The sequence below is a fragment of the Waddlia chondrophila WSU 86-1044 genome, assembly GCF_000092785.1.
In the GTDB taxonomy this organism is placed as follows: domain Bacteria; phylum Chlamydiota; class Chlamydiia; order Chlamydiales; family Waddliaceae; genus Waddlia; species Waddlia chondrophila.
In genome coordinates this window covers 898,372-915,109 of sequence record NC_014225.1, presented here as the reverse complement: position 1 = coordinate 915,109, position 16,738 = coordinate 898,372, and the positions used below count along the sequence as shown (strand labels likewise).

At 41.8% G+C, this 16,738-nt stretch carries 14 protein-coding genes; 8 read left to right on the top strand and 6 right to left on the bottom strand.

Annotation, left to right across the window (positions count from 1 at the left end; all coding sequences use genetic code 11):
* The first annotated feature begins 39 nt into the window (after positions 1–39).
* From WCW_RS04080 to WCW_RS04070, 3 genes are read left to right on the top strand one after another with little or no spacing between them, the layout of a single operon-like run.
* A complete protein-coding gene (locus WCW_RS04080; protein ID WP_041941510.1) occupies positions 40–1,173 on the top strand; it encodes a 4-alpha-glucanotransferase in 1,134 nt (377 codons plus the stop codon).
* Entirely contained in the window at positions 1,158–2,687 is a 1,530-nt protein-coding gene (locus WCW_RS04075) for a transglutaminase family protein (protein ID WP_013181923.1), read from the top strand. The genes WCW_RS04080 and WCW_RS04075 overlap by 16 nt, the downstream gene beginning before the upstream one ends.
* 2 nt (positions 2,688–2,689) lie before the next feature.
* Positions 2,690–3,271, top strand: a complete 582-nt coding sequence (locus WCW_RS04070; protein ID WP_013181922.1) for a cob(I)yrinic acid a,c-diamide adenosyltransferase — start codon at positions 2,690–2,692, stop codon at positions 3,269–3,271.
* Here WCW_RS04070 and WCW_RS04065 read toward each other — a convergent pair.
* Complete coding sequence (locus WCW_RS04065) at positions 3,257–4,639, bottom strand: hypothetical protein (protein WP_143876349.1); 1,383 nt, start codon at positions 4,637–4,639, stop codon at positions 3,257–3,259. The genes WCW_RS04070 and WCW_RS04065 overlap by 15 nt on opposite strands.
* 157 nt (positions 4,640–4,796) lie before the next feature.
* Between WCW_RS04065 and WCW_RS04060 the strand changes: the two genes are divergently transcribed.
* On the top strand, positions 4,797–7,406 hold the full coding sequence (locus tag WCW_RS04060; RefSeq protein WP_013181920.1) for an ATP-dependent Clp protease ATP-binding subunit: 2,610 nt from the start codon (positions 4,797–4,799) through the stop codon (positions 7,404–7,406).
* Between the two features lie 66 nt (positions 7,407–7,472).
* Here WCW_RS04060 and WCW_RS04055 read toward each other — a convergent pair whose 3' ends face one another.
* The 5 genes from WCW_RS04055 to WCW_RS09945 form a co-directional block, all read right to left on the bottom strand.
* The gene (locus WCW_RS04055) at positions 7,473–7,931 is read right to left on the bottom strand and encodes a DUF8085 domain-containing protein (protein ID WP_013181919.1); all 459 of its coding nucleotides are present in this window, start codon (positions 7,929–7,931) and stop codon (positions 7,473–7,475) included.
* A gap of 21 nt (positions 7,932–7,952) precedes the next feature.
* Positions 7,953–8,828, bottom strand: coding sequence for a hypothetical protein (locus WCW_RS04050; protein WP_013181918.1), 876 nt, complete (start codon positions 8,826–8,828; stop codon positions 7,953–7,955).
* Between the two features lie 86 nt (positions 8,829–8,914).
* A complete protein-coding gene (locus tag WCW_RS04045; RefSeq protein WP_049767152.1) occupies positions 8,915–9,109 on the bottom strand; it encodes a hypothetical protein in 195 nt (64 codons plus the stop codon).
* 324 nt (positions 9,110–9,433) lie between these two features.
* Positions 9,434–10,606, bottom strand: coding sequence for a hypothetical protein (locus tag WCW_RS04040; protein WP_013181916.1), 1,173 nt, complete (start codon positions 10,604–10,606; stop codon positions 9,434–9,436).
* 149 nt (positions 10,607–10,755) lie between these two features.
* Positions 10,756–11,549 (bottom strand): IS5 family transposase gene (locus WCW_RS09945; protein WP_143876348.1). Its coding sequence is split into 2 segments (ribosomal slippage): positions 10,756–11,204 and positions 11,204–11,549, totalling 795 coding nucleotides; the frame shifts between segments, so codons are not numbered across the junction.
* A gap of 274 nt (positions 11,550–11,823) precedes the next feature.
* Here WCW_RS09945 and WCW_RS04025 point away from each other — a divergent pair.
* From WCW_RS04025 to WCW_RS04010, 4 genes are all read left to right on the top strand, one after another.
* Positions 11,824–13,038 (top strand): hydrolase, encoded by a 1,215-nt coding sequence (locus WCW_RS04025; protein ID WP_013181915.1) that lies wholly within the window; start codon positions 11,824–11,826, stop codon positions 13,036–13,038.
* Positions 13,035–14,378, top strand: coding sequence for an aminotransferase class III-fold pyridoxal phosphate-dependent enzyme (locus WCW_RS04020; protein ID WP_013181914.1), 1,344 nt, complete (start codon positions 13,035–13,037; stop codon positions 14,376–14,378). Before WCW_RS04025 ends, WCW_RS04020 begins: the two co-directional genes overlap by 4 nt.
* Positions 14,369–15,397, top strand: coding sequence for an arginine N-succinyltransferase (locus WCW_RS04015; protein ID WP_041941506.1), 1,029 nt, complete (start codon positions 14,369–14,371; stop codon positions 15,395–15,397). The genes WCW_RS04020 and WCW_RS04015 overlap by 10 nt, the downstream gene beginning before the upstream one ends.
* Positions 15,398–15,607: 210 nt before the next feature.
* On the top strand, positions 15,608–16,696 hold the full coding sequence (locus WCW_RS04010) for an IS630 family transposase (protein WP_013181389.1): 1,089 nt from the start codon (positions 15,608–15,610) through the stop codon (positions 16,694–16,696).
* Positions 16,697–16,738: the final 42 nt, after the last annotated feature.

Sequence of the window (16,738 nt, the reverse complement as noted above, 5' to 3'; positions counted from 1 at the left end):
GGTTGACATTAAAGAAATGCATCGTCGACAATTTATCGCATGATCAGCAACTGGGAAAAAGTGGGGAACGCGAAGAGGTACGGGATCAGCATCCCCATCCATGCACTCCACAGTAAAACAACTTATGGAATCGGCGAATTCTTAGAGCTTATCAAATTGTTCCCTTGGATAAAATCAATGGGATTTTCAGCAGTTCAACTGCACCCCTTATGCGACACAAGGGGCATGGCAAATCCACATCTCCCCTATTCTCCCTTTGCCTTCAATCCTTTATTCTTATCGCTTACGGAAATTCCCCACTCAAACGACAAAGAAGAACTGTACCTACAGAAAACAATCAACTACACATCTGCTGCCAAATTTAAAGAAACTCTATTGATTAAATTCTATTACGATCACGGAGAAACGGTCTTTGAAAGCGATGCCTTCATAAAATTTTCCGAAGAAAATCCTTGGCTCGATAATTATGTAGGGCTCAAAAATCAAGACCCGAGGTTTTATCAATTTATCCAGTTTCTTTGCCACCAGCAAATGAAACAAGTAAAAACGGAAGCTGAAAAGCATGGGATCCTGCTAATCTCAGAAATTCCGACGCAACTGCAAGCAGAAGCTCCTGACGTAAAATACCACCCTAGTTGGTTCACCATAGACAATGACAAAGCAGGCTGCAACTGGTCAGAAATGGAAAGAGATGGTTATAGCTGGTGGAAAGAGCGGTTTTTCCACGCAGCAGCCTATTTTGATGCCTGCAAATTCGACCGCCCGATCGACAGCAACGGCTTTTTCAAAGAAATTTCAACAGGGCTTCCCCTTCTCCTTATCCTTAATGAGCTCCAGACAACCAACCTTGATTGCAACAGCAATCTCTGTCCAACGGTCATCTATCCAAATCGTGAACAGTGCGCAGATCACAGCCTCACGATCCTTGATAAACCAAGCAAATTTGTTTCCCGAGAACAGTGTAAGCAGTTGATTAAGCACTCCCATTCGACCAGCAGTTTACTGCACATGATATCCTTAACAACATATCTTTCTTTAATCCCCAACTTGAACTGGATCGCATCAACAGAAGAAGATGCGGACCAATGGAGCCTATCTATTAAACCCTCTGTGGAAGAACTCATTTTAGATCCCTCCTTAAGGGAAGTTATGCAAGAATGCCTCGTCTCTTAATTTTTCTTATTTTTATCTACTGCACGGCTTTATCCGGAGCAAACATTCGCACATTATATAACAGCCTTGATCCTCTGTCCATCCCTCAGCACCTAGCTTTTTATGAAAACTATCCGGACACCCCGGAAGGAAGACAATCTCTTGAACATGCCTGGAATCTGCTTTCTGGAGGCAAAGAGATTACACAGCCAGGCAGCCTTTCCATGATCTCCTCAGAGGCTCTTAACAGCATTATTCATCTCGTCAACAAGCCTGTAAACGAAAACACACAGTTATTGTCCGACACAGAACGTTCTCTAATCGATTCGCTCGCCAGACACCTTCCAAACAGACGTTTGAAAGGCTATGATGCCAAAACTGAAGAAGAGGTGATCGCACTTCCCAATGAGGAAATTGATCTTGCTCATGGATTATTCCTCACTCAACTGGGAGCTGATCAATGGGATGAGATTCGCAGCTATGAAGCCATGATCGATTTAATGGCTCTTCAACTTCTGACAAAAATATCTCTGCAAACACCTCCCGAAGACAAAATTCGAGCAATCAGTACGTTGATCTTTGACGAGATGGGATTCCGCTTCCCTCCCCATTCCATCTATGCAAAAGATATCGACCATTACACATTTCTTCCTTCGGTCCTCGATTCCAGACAAGGAGTATGCTTGGGAGTTTCTATTTTGTACCTGAGCCTTGCCCAAAGAATTGGTCTGGAATTAGAGGTGATCACGCCACCCGGTCATATTTATGTCAGATGGAAAGGAGACTCTAAAGTCCGCAATATCGAAACAACGGCTAGAGGGATTCATATTGATTCAGAAGAGTATTTAGGGATCGAAACCAAGGAACTGGAAATCCGTCCTCTAAAAGAGGTGATCGGCATGGCTCATATTAACCAAGCCTCCATCTATCTCCACAACCAGCAATTCGAAAAAGCATTGGCCAGCTACCAAAAAGCGCAGCCCTATCTGGCCGAACATGCCCAATTGAAAGAACTTTTAGGTTTTACCTACCTATTTACAGGTGATAAGGTTCGAGGAACAACTCTTCTGAAAAGCGTCCAAGGGCACATTCCTTCGCATGCCACCACTTCAAATACGTTAGTTGAAGATTATTTAGAAGGAGCTGTTGATGAGGAAGGGATTCAAACACTTTTTTTGAGAGTTGACGAAGACCGCACCTCGATTTTAAACAAAAAAACAGCATTAGAAAAAATCCTAATCAAGCATCCTAACTTCCGCGACGGATGGAAAGCCCTTGCGATCACATGGCTGCAGCTTCACCGCAGCAAAGAAGCTCTTCAACACTTAAAAACCTACCACAAACTCTACTCCGAAGACCCTTCTGTTGAATATTATCTAGCAGTTATTTATACACAAAGACTTGAATATGAAAACGCCTGGAAGCACTTAAATGTTAGCCTGGAGCTTCTCAAACCTTTCGACCACAACCCGAAAGCTTTAAAAGAATTACGCAGACACTTAAGTCTGCTTTATCCACTTCGGAGGAATACCTAAATATGGCAAAGATTTACACACGCAGCGGAGACAAGGGAGAAACCTCTCTTTTTACAGGCGAACGAGTGCTGAAAAACGACCCCTTTATTGAAGCTCTTGGCACCGTAGACGAGTGCAATAGCACCATTGGGCTGGCCATTGCACACATGCCGGACAACGAGATCTATTCAGGATTGAAACAACAGCTGGTCATGATTCAACACGCCCTATTCGACTTAGGCGCAGCCATTGCCACTCCCAGAACACGCGCTAAGGAGGACAAAATCAACAAAACCAGATTTGATGAAGAAGAGATAGAAATTTTGGAAAAATGGATTGATGAGATGGATCTTCAGCTGCCCAAATTAAAGCACTTCATTCTTCCCGGAGGGCATCCTGCAGGGGCCATGCTGCATCTGGCAAGAAGTGTGTGCCGAAGAGCTGAAAGGCAAGTGATTCCCCTTAGCCGCCATTCCGATGTTTCCGATAAAATCACCCGTTACTTAAATCGACTTTCTGACTACCTATTTATGGCTTCAAGGTGGAACAATCATTTGGCCAATATGCCGGAAACACCTTGGAAACAGCATTTAGCAATCAAGTGATCCACTTTGCCGTTTTTGCACGATTTTTTCTCCGATTAAGATCATTGTACGCGTCTTCAAGCTATTTCTTAGACAAGCAACCCCTTTCGAAAACCAATGAGGTTGAACAAATAGGCGGTCTTTCAGGGAATCAACTTTCACAGATCTCCCTTTTAGATGGTTTTCCAGCGCTTCAGCCATTTTCAACCGAGCAACGCCATACTCAGCCGTTTTCGTCAAATAATTCTGAAACTCAGAGTCGGACGCTAAATTTTCCCGCATCCAATATTCGTAAATGCGCCGGGAGCATGTTCCTTTGCTTTGCGTATAGTGATGCAATCTCGGATCATCACTGATGACTTTTTTTCCACATCCGTCATGAATTGCGTGAACATTGAGGAGCCGATAAATCTTGCCAACACCAAAAAACATATGATGAATTGAATCAACAAGAGAGAACAAATATCCAAAAACAGGAATATGCCTTCCTTTCACCTCTCCAGGCACTTCCAACTCAATCAATTTCGAAACAAAATCGCTCGATAAAAAGGTATCCTTTTCAACACCTTCAATCAAATATGTCTGAAATTTCGCAAAAGGGTTCAAATCTGCAAAAAAACTCTTAGAGTAATGGTGATCAACACCATCTCCACTATTTAATAACTTAATATCCAGAACCTGCTTTCCTTCCACCTCTTTCAATTTAAACTCAAATAAGACGGCGTGATGACTGACTGACATTTGATAAACGAAGCGCTCTCCGGGATTAAGAGAGCGCAATTTAGCTTCGACTTTTCCGATGTATTCCTGTTTCCTGAAAGCCTGCTCTTTCTTATTAACCAATCTCTCTACAGCTTCTCGTTCAACAACAAATTTATACGTTTCGGAAAAAGTTTTGATCATCTCATGGAGACTAGTGTCATCAGGATGATCCTTTTTCAGATAGTGCAAATCGAAAAGGAAAGCTAACAAACTATTTCCTGCCGTATTACCATCCAAATTGCTAGGAATTCCCGAGACATTATCCATGCAGCTATGATAAAAGTCTCTTTTCACTTCTTTCACACGATCCAACAATGCTTTTCTTTCTTGACGTGTTAGCTTTTCAGGACTCTTTTTGCCTAAAACATAGTCCTCCGGTAATACAAAACATTGCAAATGAGACTTTCTGATATGTTCAAGAATCTCTTGAAATTGGCTGTCTTTCAAAGGAATCCATTCTTGCTCGCTATAGGCAAACAGCTCTTCAATGGAGGTCAAAAATTCACGCATTAGAGAAACAAACCACTCGGTAAAACGTTCAAAAGCCTGCTTTCTGACTCCATTTTCCGATACAGCGCTCTCTCTACTTCTTTCAAATGTTATGTTTGAATATTGAGATGGATTCATAATAAAAATAAAAATATGTTTTTTTAATCTAAACTGAATCATATATCTTGAAAATAAAGATTTTATAAAAAATAAAAAAAATATTTTTTTTTGACGATAAGAAGGGCGATTCAATATACTGAATTCATTTCAGTATAAGATAAGGAGACCTTAAGAAATGGCTCAGAATTTCACAGATGCAGTCTCAACAGCGATACAAGAAGCGTTTGCAAACGCGCAGTCGCGAAAAAATCCGGAAGTCACGGAAAACCACCTTCTTCTAGCCTTTCTCGAAGATCCGAAAGGGTATTTTCAATCGGTACTTAACAACCTAAATACTCACCCTTATCAATTGCAATCCCAAGTGAAAGACCTCTTGCAGCAGCTTCCCACTTTCGAAGGAAGCGGCACAGAACCTCCTCAAGTCGCACGCAATCTTCAAGGAAGAATCACTGATGCCGAACAGATCGCAAAGCAATGGCAAGATTCATACATAAGCAGCGACCATTTCCTTCTATCGTTTTGGAAAAATGGAGGCGAACCATTTATCTCTTGGAAAGGGCAGGCAGGAATCTCTTTTAGGCAACTCGAAGAACATATCAAAAAAATGCGTGGAAACCGTCATATAGACTCCCCTGCCGCTGAACAAAGCTTGCAAGCTCTCGACAAATACTGCCGCAATCTGACTAAGCTGGCGCGGGATGGCAAAATGGATCCTGTGATCGGCAGAGATGAAGAGATCAGACGGACAATGCAAGTCCTTAGCCGACGAACCAAGAACAATCCCATGTTGATTGGAGAGCCCGGCGTCGGAAAAACGGCGATTGCAGAGGGAATGGCTCTTCGGATCATCCAAGGAGATGTCCCCGATTCTCTTAAAGACAAGCAAATATATGCCCTCGACATGGGATCTCTGGTTGCCGGCACAAAATACCGCGGCGAATTTGAAGAGCGGCTAAAAGGAATCCTTGAGGAAGTCGAATCGAATGAAGGCAAAGTGATCTTGTTTATCGATGAAGCGCATACGCTGATCGGTGCCGGAGCGGTCGAAGGGTCAATGGACGCTGCCAATCTGCTTAAACCTGCCCTAGCTAGAGGAACGCTTCATTGCATCGGCGCCACAACATTGGGAGAGTATCAAAAACACATAGAGAAAGACCCTGCGCTGGAAAGACGTTTCCAGCCGGTAACGATTCGCGAACCATCTCTTGAAGATTCGATTGCTATTTTGAGAGGGTTAAAAGAGCGTTACGAAATTTTCCACGGTGTAAGGATTACCGAATCCGCTCTTCATGCAGCTGTCTTTCTTTCCTACCGCTATATCACAGACCGAAGACTACCCGACAAAGCGATCGACCTTATTGACGAAGCGGCCAGCATGATTAGAATGCAAATTGGAAGCCGTCCCCTTCCCATCGACAACAAAGAGAGAGAGCTTTCCAAATTAATCGTTGAACAAGAAGAAGTGCGCAGAGAAAATCCTGAAAGCGAAAATATTGCCAAACTCGAAGAGAAAATCGCTTCGATTAAGGAGGAGCTAAGCGCTTTAAAAGAGCAGTGGGAAGAAGAGAAAAAATTAATTAACAACCTTAAACAAAAGAAAAACGAACTCGAGCAGCTCCGTTTTCAAGAGGAGGAGCTTGAACGAAAGGCTGACTACCAAAAAGTAGCCGAGCTGCGCTATGAAAAAATTCCCGCTCTGAAAAAAGCAATTGAAGAAGCCCAGGAAAAACTTAATGCTAAACCGAACCGTCTGCTTCAAGAAGAGGTTGATGAACAATTAATCGCTCAAATCGTCTCTAAATGGACGGGAATCCCTGTCAGTAAAATGATGGAAGGAGAAGCGGAAAAACTTTTGCATCTTGAAAAAGAGATTGGCAAACGGGTCATCGGTCAGGAAATGGGTGTGAAAGCAGTTTCCGAAGCGATCCGCCGCTCCCGTTCCGGACTGAGCGATCCCAATCGGCCTATCGGAGCGTTTTTGTTTTTGGGACCGACTGGCGTCGGAAAAACAGAACTTGCAAAATCTCTTGCAGAACAGCTATTCGATCAAGAAGAGGCCATGATCCGCCTAGATATGTCTGAATATATGGAAAAACACGCCGTATCAAAGCTGATCGGCTCTCCTCCAGGCTATGTCGGATATGATGAGGGAGGACAGCTGACAGAAGCTTTGCGCCGCCGCCCCTATACCGTCGTTTTACTAGACGAAGTAGAAAAAGCTCATCACGATGTATTCAACATCCTGCTGCAAATTTTTGATGATGGAAGGCTGACCGATAGCAAAGGAAGAGTTGTTAACTGCAAAAATGCTCTTTTTATCATGACTTCAAATCTCGGATCGGACTTACTGCTTCAACAGATGGAGAAAGATCCCTCTTCAATCACGAAAGAGAGCATTGTCAAATTATTAGAGCCCGTGATCCGACAGCATTTCCGTCCAGAATTCATCAACAGGTTAGATGAAATCCTCCCCTTCTTGCCTCTTCAGCAAAAGGACATGGAAAAAATTGTCATGATCCAACTCCAACATCTTAAACGACGTATGGCTGACCGGGAGACAAAGCTGACCTGGTCGGATGATGTGGTCAAATTTTTGGCTAACAAAGGCTATGATCCCTCTTTCGGTGCGAGACCTCTGAAAAGACTGATCCAGCATGAAGTGGTAAATAAGCTGTCGACAGCAATCCTAGAAGGGAAAATTCCCTCTAATAGCACCGTTCACCTAATGTTGGATGGAGACGAAGTTGGATTTATACCGAACAAACTTCAAGAATCGGAATTTTGACAAAGAGTTGCCTTGAATTTTAGCCAGGCGAAGCCCGCGCGTCAAGCAGCGCTAGTCTGAATAGGATTAGCGACGCATAAAATCAATGAGCGCTTCCCATTGTTTGCGATCGACATACGCCTGCACTTTTGATCTGTCCAGATGACTTTCACTGGAGAAGTCGTCAATGACTTCTGCGTTCAAGTGATCCCTAGAATCTGCTTTTTCCAAACTGCCAGCCATCCCTTCCTTAAAACGGCTCCAAGCGACCCCCTTAATCTTGTCGAAGGAGGCTTTCAATTGAGGATTTGTCATCACATAACCGAAAAAGCGGAGAGGATGAACGTCATCTATCCGAGCTCCTGCTTGTTCCAATGACTTCTTTTTAAATAGAAGTCCTATCGCTGATGTATTGCCTAAAGTTGTCACAATATATTGAATATCTTTTGCCTCTTGAGGGGTGAGTTTAGCAAAATAATCGCTCTTTTCTGAGGCAGAAAGCAGCGACAATACACACACACAAAAGAATACTAACCATTTCTTCATATCACTTCGTCCATTAAAAATTCATTTTAGAATAAATTTATCAACAAGCGCCAGCAAAGCTTCCATTTCCCGTTGATGTTGCTCATCCTGAATTTCTTTTTCCCTGGAAAGCTCCAGGATATGTTTTTCCAATAACTCTTCAACTTCGCTAAGGGTATACCACCTTTCTTCATCAAGTTCCCTTTGCAATCTGGAAATTTTTTCGTTAGCGAGAAAAAGATCGCGTCTCGTTTCCACTAAAACGTTCGCTTTTTCTTTAAACTGCTCCCTTAATTGACGGTATTTAGCTTCCATAGGAGGATCGCTTTCCGATTTTGCCAAAAGCTCTGTCAGTTTTTCATTTTCATCTTTTATTTGGCAAAATTCCTGCAAAATTTTATCGTGATCGGCACGTGCAGAGTGCATCTCTTCTGTCGAAAGATCTATCAATTTCTGAAACGACCGAACTTTGAATTTAAGATTCTTCACCTCTTCCTTTTTTGCAGCAAGCTCTTGTTCAATCGCTTGTTTCTTTTCATCAACCTTCCACAAATTTTCAAGGCGGCTTCTCGATTCGACGCCCAAAGACTCGATCTGCGTCTCAACTTCTTCAAAGGAAAGCGCTGTAATTAACAGAGCCAGGGAGTTAGAGAAGCTGATTCCCACAACCCAAAATCTCTCTTCAAGAGGAATAAGATCGTATTCAAACGCAAGACAAGCAATGAGAAAAAGGGTTGCTCCACCCCATCCCCACAAACGCCAACGCCAGCAGACAGGCATCCCGATTAACAACGCAAAAGGGAGAAAAAAAGGGACTTGTGCATTTTTGATTGAGATAACAAATAAGGAGAAAAGGCAGATTAACGGTCCGACAATCGCCCAAAGCTTTACTTGATACCCTTGTTGATCACTTTTCATGAATTTGCGGATAGGTTCATAAAACCTTGCAGATGCCTAAGTTAATTTTCACAAATTCTACAATTCAAAAGACTAACGGTCAACCTTTAGTCGCTGTCTTGTTCCATAAGATACTCTTGCGCTCCTTGAAGCAAGAACGAAGCTAACGCAGGGTCTCCTTCGTAACTCATTTCCACGTTTATTTTTCCCTCTTCAGAGGGTTGTCCGCAAGTGACAAGCACATAACAAGCATGTTTTTTTGCCAATTTCTCTCTGATATCCTTATCAATATGTTTGACCATAGCTCCTTCAATAGAGAGAATATCTCCCATACTTCGTCACATTACATGATAGAGGTTTTTTTATACCAATATTAATTAGTCGGCCTTGAAAAACCCAGATTTTTTGAGGTTTTTGAAGAAACATTTGAAGTTATCTCAATGCTCAAAGATCATTTTTGATATCAATATCTGAGAGTTTGTAAATTGCTCAAAATTTTACGATTTTTGTAGAAAATCCAGTCATCCATTCAAGTAATTTCCATTCAATTTACCATCGCTTTTCATGCGCCCGATCATAGGCTCAATCGCTTGCTGTCTTTTCAACATTTTTTAATCTGTTACACTTTATAGTAAAACTTTCAATTCTATCTCAGAATTAGGATCGCTCACATTGATTCTCATCAATACTTTGACATCCTTCTTCGCATCCTTCTTATTCCCATCTTCATCAAGAATCGAAACAGGGTAACGTTGATAGATTTCCAAGATAATTTTCCCATCGGAATCTTTTGAGAAAATATATTTACTTTTCCTCTTTTCCTGATTCAAAAGAACTAACTGATCAGTAAATTTTTGTGTCGCAGCCGTTTGCGCCTCCTTCCACATTGAAGCCTGGGCACCTTGCTGCATTAAAAGAGCAATATCTCTTTTTATTTCATCGCTATCTATCAATTCGTTCAACTTTTCCGGAAACACGTCTTTCCAACTAATGTCTTGGGATTCTTTATCTATTCGGCCAAGTTGTTTCCTATAATTAATAGATTTTTTACCGACCAATATCTCTAGATTCTTCTCCCCTCTATCAAGATCAAGCACAAACTGTTTCCTTAAAGCTTTTTCGTCTAACAACTCCTTTCCCTTCAATATTTCCAAAAATCTTCCAGTTGTTCTTTCTTTTTCCGGTAAATTAATTTTTTCTATTTTCAATCTCAGTTTTTCCAAAGGGAAAAAATTTTTCTTGTCTTTGACTGCAAGCCATTTAAAACAACGCTTAAATAATTCATAAGTCTTACGATTTTCATGCTTTGGAATTGGGCTTTTCTGCGATTTAGAAAGCATACGACTGTCCGCATTTTCGATTGTTACTTCAATTCCAAGAGGTTCGATATCTTCTCCTTTATTATCCTTTGTAACTATTCTGCTTGAAGTAAGAGGCGATTTGGATAGACTTGATAAAGCGTTTTGAGCAATTTCTGTAATCTTTTGATACCTTTCATCATACGTTTCTACTTTATATATTCCGCCCTCTTCCTTTTGATTGGTTTTTACCCCTTCGTGAGTGATTGTTGTCTGGCTTAAGTCTATATAATTAATTTTTTTTTCTAGACCTACTTGATCCAGAATATCTGTGATCATTTTAATCAAATCTTGATTATTAAGACCTAAAGTGCTATTACCAATTTGCACAGCATATTTTCTGCCATTCGATAGCTGAATAGTTCCATCCTTTTCATCGAATGTAAATTGGGAATATGCGGCTGCTCCTGAATTAAAATCAGTCGGAAAACTGTAACTCACCTTCCCTCCTTAATAATAATCTCTTACAAAAATATTATATTATATTTTTAATAGAAAATCAAGAACCTATCCCGATATTCAAATTTGACATCTTTTCCTTCTTTTTGGCTCTTTTTTCCGACCGTTTCTTGTAAGAGGGTGTAGGCGAATTAACTCAATTTAGCAATCCTCTTCAGCATTAAACGACTCATACTTAAGTAAATCATAGATTCACTCGTGGATGGGTAGTATTCATAATCTTTGCTGAGCCTTCGAAACCGTCCAAGCCATGCAAAAGTTCTTTCCACGATCCACCTTTTCGGTTCAACATGGAACCCTTTGCCTTTTGATCTGATTCCACCAATTACCTCTTGTCGAACTCCTAAACTAAAAAGATCGTCTTGCATCTCTTCCCCGTTGTACCCCATATCTGTCCACAATAACTTTAGCTTGAGAAAAGCACTTTGAAATCTATCGAGCAGGACTCTCAACCCATTTCGATCTCCTGAGCAAGCGCTCCCAACTGCTACAGCTATGATGAAACCCAAGGTATCAACTACTATATGCCTTTTTCGACCCTTGATTTTTTTACCTCCGTCATAGCCCTTAAGCCCCCTTTTTCTGTTGTTTTTACAGACTGGCTATCTGCTATACCCGCGCTTGCATCCTCGGCTTTACCAAGAAGAATTCGCAATCTTCTACGTAAATAATCGTGAACCATGTGAAAAACTCCCTTTCTTTTCCAACGAGAATATTGGCCCTGTACAGCTGTCCATGGAGGAAAATCATGAGGGAGATGTCTCCATTGGCATCCTGTTCTCAAAAGGTAAAAGATAGCATTAAACATTTCCCGTCGAGAGTGCTTTGGCTTCCTGCCGGCATTACGGTAAGTTGAGCTGGTTAAAAGTGGCTTGATTTGCTCCCACTCTTTGTCTGTTAGGTCATCCGGATAAGGTTTGCGCATTTTAGCCCCCACATATTCAAAAAATGCGCTAATTTATACCTAAAGGTTTAATTCACATACAACCTCTAAATCTTCATTAAGATTCACAGCGAAGCGATCAGAAAAAATCCCTCAAAAAGAAAACAAATCTGCACAAATAGCAATATCGGGATAGGTTCAATTAAGAAGAAGCATGTGCAGAAGCAACAGAGGTAATGGGAATTTCGGCCAGGCAACTTAGAAAACTAAAAAATCATCTTCAAAAATTTAAATAAGAGAGCTTATAAAGTAAGATATGGTTGATCAATATTTTACTTATCTCGAATGGCTTGACAGCGAAAAAGAATCCATGACCGAAAAACTGATCGATTGGGTTCTTATCCACTCCGGCTCCGACCATTTGGAAGGGTTGTCTCTTATGAACCGTACTCTAATCGATGCATTCACAAGACTTGAAGGGAAAATCGAGGAGATCGGGCTTCCCCCTCGCAAACTCATGAATAAAAAAGGAAAAATCATCCAAGAGCCTTTGGGTAAAGCACTCTCTATCGTTAAGCGTCCTGAGGCAAATATGCAAATTCTCCTGGGAGGACACATGGATATCGCCTTTTCAAAAAACCACGTGTTGAAAAAATGCTCGATCAAAAAAAAGGATACATTAGTTGGGCGGGGATCAGTCGACATGAAAGGAGGACTAATGGTCCTTCTCTATGCCCTACTGAGCCTGGAACGCAGCCCATTTGCAAACAAAATCGGCTGGCAAGTATTCATCACACCAGATGAAGAAATTGGCTCTCCTGGCTCACAGAGCTATTGGAAGCAATTTGCCTCTGGAAAAAAATGCGCTCTTCTTTATGAACCCTCATTTCCAGACGGCAACCTTGCCAGCGCCAGAAAAGGCTCTGGAAATTTTACCATCAGCATCACCGGCAAATCGGCGCATGCCGGCCGTGCATTTCAAGAAGGAGAAAATGCCATTCTTTCCGCCGCCCGCATCGCTTTGTCTGTCGAAGGATTGAACGATTTAAGCAATGAGCTTACGGTCAATATAGGTTTTATTCATGGCGGAGGACCCGTCAACATCGTCCCTGACTCCACTTTGTTAAAGCTCAATATCCGCTGTCAAACCTTGCAAGAAATGCAAACTGCCCTATCCAAAATCAAAGAGATCATTAAAATCGAAAACAATCGGAAAAACCTCCAAATCGTTATTTTTCAAGACTCGCTCAGACCTCCTAAAATTTTTGACAAAAGGACGCGCAATCTTTTCGAATCCCTCAAATTATCTGCTAAACATTTAGGCATCCACCTCAATTGGCACACCTCTGGAGGTGTTTGCGACGGAAATGTACTCGCCAACCAAGGGCTGTTGACAATCGATACCTTGGGAGCTGTTGGAGGAGGGTTGCATACTGAGGAGGAATATGTAAAACTGCAAAGCATTATCGATCGTGCAAAACTCAGCGCACGGTTTTTAATGCAGATCGCCGCAGGAGAAATTCAACTATGAATAGCTATGAATTCATTAATGACCCACGCGTAAAAGAAGCAAAAAAGCTTCTATTGGAAGCTGTGCGTGAACAGCAAGAAAAAATCACAGGAATTCGTTTACCCGATCCGGCTCTTGAAAAAGAGTACGAAGAAATCATCGAACGATTCAGCCAAAACCGAGGAGGCCCTCTTTGGTTTCCTTTTATCGGAGCGGGAATCGGAAAGGGGCCTTTTGTCCAGCTTCTCGACGGAAGCATAAAGTATGATTTTATCAGTGGAATCGGCGTTCATCATTTTGGCCATAGCCATCCTAAAATTATCGAAAGCAGTATCGATGCCGCCATCAGCGATACAGTCATGCAGGGGCATTTGCAGCAAAATATCGATCAAGTAGAGCTTATCGAACTTCTCGTCAAAGAATCGGGGTTAGACCATTGTTTCTTATCCACAACCGGAGCAATGGCAAACGAAAATGGATTAAAGATTGCGCTGCAAAAAAACTTTCCAGCCAACCGCGTGCTGGCATTTGAAAGAGCTTTTTGCGGACGTACCTGGGCAATGGCGCAAATTACAGAGAAAAACGACGTTCGCGAGGGCTTGCCTGTTAACCTTGCTGTCGACTACATCCCATTTTATGATCATAACCATCCCGAAAAAAGCATCACCCTTGCTGTTGCCGCCTTAAAGAAATACCTCAAACGTTATCCGAAGAGCCACGCAGCGATGATCTGCGAACTCATTCAAGGCGAAGGAGGCTTCTATCCAGGATCTCGGGAATTTTTTACAGAGATCATGACGATTCTAAAAGAGCACGAAATTGCAGTGATCATCGATGAAGTGCAAACATTTGGCCGCACTTCCCGCCTATTTGCATTTCAGCATTATGCATTGGAAGAATACGCCGATATTGTAACGATCGGCAAGCTCTCTCAAGTGTGTGCAACCCTGTATAAAACCGATTACAAGCCTCGTCCCGGTCTGTTATCTCAGACATTTACCTCAAGCACGCAAGCAATCCATGCTGCTAAATCCATCATCCGTCTAATGATAGAAGAGGGATTTTTTGGCAAAAATGGCAAAAACAACCAAGTTCATCGGCAGTTTGTCAAAAGATTCGAAGAGATACGCAACATATCAGGACCCTATGGACTGGGAGCAATGGTTGCATTCACTCCATTAAATGGAGACGCAAAAAAGGTGAAAGCATTTGTCGATCGCCTCTACCATGCCGGCGTTCTTAGCTTTATCTGCGGCAAAGAACCGACTCGGACTCGCTTCCTCGTTCCCGTAGGGGCGGTCTCAAATCTCGACATTGACAACGTATGCACAATAGTAGAAGAGATGCTGCAATGTTCGTAATCCGTCCTGCTAAGCTCGAAGATATCGAAGCTTTAAAAGAGTTTGCTGAAAACGCAGCTTTGGGAATTATCAGCCTGCCAAAAAATCCGGAATTGCTGAAAAAAAAGATTGCATTCTCCCTCTCCTGCTTTGACAAGCAAGTTCAAAATCCAGGAAATGAAATTTACTGCTTTGTCCTGGAAAATTTAGAAACCGGAGAGGTCGGTGGATGCTGTGCAATCTACGCAAAAACCGGCATTAAGGAGCCAGTATACATCTATCGTCTGGAAACCAGCTATCCTTCCTCAAAAACGCTTCCTGTTCCCTGTCAAATCACAGTATTGAAGCCAATGAAGCTTTCAGAAGGTCCCGCAGAACTCAGCATGCTTTTCTTAAAAAAAGAGTGGCGAAAGGAAAAGCTTGGAGAACTGCTATCTTTGAGTAGATTCTTATTTATTGCCAACCACAAGCATCGTATTGAAACAACTATTTGTGCAAGACTTAGAGGAGTTGTTGATTCGAAAAAAAATACCTCTCCTTTTTGGGATGGAATAGGAAGACATTTTGTTGCGATAGATTTTTCCAAAGTGTGCGAACTGCAACAAGAGGACTACCCCTATATCGAAGAGTTTCTTCCTCGCTTCCCCATCTATACGCACCTATTAAGCAAACAAGTGCAAGCAATGATTGGGCGCATTCATGAGACAACTCGCCCAGCACTTCATATGTTGAAAAAAGAGGGAATGTCGCTCTCTTCCGATATAGACCTCTTTGACGGAGGCCCCATTCTTCAAGGGGACATTTCCACAATCCGCACAGTTGTCAAAAGTCGTCGAACGACAGTTGCCAAGGTGGATACCGTCCCTATCAACTCCCCTTTATTTCTGATCAGCAACTGCCTTCTGGACTTTCGCTGTTGCTTTGCCAGAGCTCTATTCAAAGAAAGAGAAGGGATAACATTGGCGTATGAAGATGCAAAAGCACTTCAAGTTTCACCTGGAGATGACGTTAGGTTTATACCGAACAAACTTCAAGAATAGGTTTTTGACGTCATCGTCAGCCTCTGGTTTTGAGAGGATACTTAAAAAGCTAATTGACAACTAATTATAGAATTCATAAAATTAATTTACAAACTAATTCAATCTTTAATAATATGCATCTATTTTTAGCAATATCAGGACATGGAGGAGGCAACAAAGGTCCCCAAAGCGTATACCAACAATTAGAGAAGTCTTATATACCGTTCATGAATGAAAATTTTACTTGTTGCTAAATCGACTTCCCAGCATGCTGTTAGCATGCAATTTCTCACAAAACAAGAAAGAGAACAACTTCAGGCACAACATCGATTCGAAAGAGATCGACGTATTTGCGATCGTATTAAGGCAATACTGCTTTACGATAAAGGGTGGACCTTTCCGGAGATTGCCGAAGCTCTGCTACTCTCTGAGGGTGCTATTCGTAATCATATCAAAGAATATCAGAGCCATAAAAAATTACGGCCTGAAGGTGGCGGCAGCATGGAAAAGCTTTCTGATTCAGAATCCAGTGAACTCGAGAAGCACTTGCTTGAATACACCTATCTCCACGTTACCAGCATTGTTGCATATGTGAACGTGAGATTTGGCCATCATTATTCGATACCAGGAATGACATCTTGGCTTAAAAGACATGGATTTTCTTACAAAAAACCCAAGCTTGTGCCAGGAAAAGCCGACAAAGATGAACAGCAGAAATGGATCGACGCATATGCAAAATTCAAGGCAAATCTTCCTGGTGATGAAACGATTTGCTTCACGGACGGTGTTCACCCTACTCACAACGTTCAACTTGGATATGGATGGATTAAAAAAGGTGTAGACAAACTGATACCTGCAAATACAGGTAGATCCAGACTTAATTTGACCGGTTCCATTGATATCCTATCTTACAAAGTATTTCTTCAAGAGGACAAAACGTTAAATGCTGATGCGACTATCCGCTTTTTTCAGTCTCTTGAACAACATTATTCAGGGAAAACCCGGATACACGTTTTCTGTGATAATGCCCCATATTATCGGAACCGGGAGGTTACAAAATATCTAAAAAATTCTAAAATTCAACTCCACTTTCTCCCTCCCTATAGCCCAAACTTGAACCCAATCGAACGACTGTGGAAGTGGATGAAAGAAACAGTGGTCTATAATACGTACTACTCGGATTTCTATGAGTTCCGTCAAGCAATTTTTGGGTTTTTCCGTACTTTATCGGGTCTAGATCCTGGGAGCTCTTTAGGGAGTTGTTTTAGATCTCGAGTTGGAGATAGATTCCGAGCAATGGGGGCTCCCGCCACCCCCTAAGATGCAGTTTTAGGAGATGTCAAATTTATTTTCGAATAATAA

Excerpts from the sequence above, each read along its gene's own strand:
- WCW_RS04080 (WP_041941510.1), top strand. The coding sequence starts at position 40 with ATGATCAGCAACTGGGAAAAAGTGGGGAACGCGAAGAGGTACGGGATC.
- WCW_RS04075 (WP_013181923.1), top strand. The coding sequence starts at position 1,158 with ATGCCTCGTCTCTTAATTTTTCTTATTTTTATCTACTGCACGGCTTTA.
- WCW_RS04070 (WP_013181922.1), top strand. The coding sequence starts at position 2,690 with ATGGCAAAGATTTACACACGCAGCGGAGACAAGGGAGAAACCTCTCTT.
- WCW_RS04065 (WP_143876349.1), bottom strand. The coding sequence starts at position 4,639 with ATGAATCCATCTCAATATTCAAACATAACATTTGAAAGAAGTAGAGAG.
- WCW_RS04060 (WP_013181920.1), top strand. The coding sequence starts at position 4,797 with ATGGCTCAGAATTTCACAGATGCAGTCTCAACAGCGATACAAGAAGCG.
- WCW_RS04055 (WP_013181919.1), bottom strand. The coding sequence starts at position 7,931 with ATGAAGAAATGGTTAGTATTCTTTTGTGTGTGTGTATTGTCGCTGCTT.
- WCW_RS04050 (WP_013181918.1), bottom strand. The coding sequence starts at position 8,828 with ATGAAAAGTGATCAACAAGGGTATCAAGTAAAGCTTTGGGCGATTGTC.
- WCW_RS04045 (WP_049767152.1), bottom strand. The coding sequence starts at position 9,109 with ATGGTCAAACATATTGATAAGGATATCAGAGAGAAATTGGCAAAAAAA.
- WCW_RS04025 (WP_013181915.1), top strand. The coding sequence starts at position 11,824 with ATGGTTGATCAATATTTTACTTATCTCGAATGGCTTGACAGCGAAAAA.
- WCW_RS04020 (WP_013181914.1), top strand. The coding sequence starts at position 13,035 with ATGAATAGCTATGAATTCATTAATGACCCACGCGTAAAAGAAGCAAAA.
- WCW_RS04015 (WP_041941506.1), top strand. The coding sequence starts at position 14,369 with ATGTTCGTAATCCGTCCTGCTAAGCTCGAAGATATCGAAGCTTTAAAA.
- WCW_RS04010 (WP_013181389.1), top strand. The coding sequence starts at position 15,608 with ATGAAAATTTTACTTGTTGCTAAATCGACTTCCCAGCATGCTGTTAGC.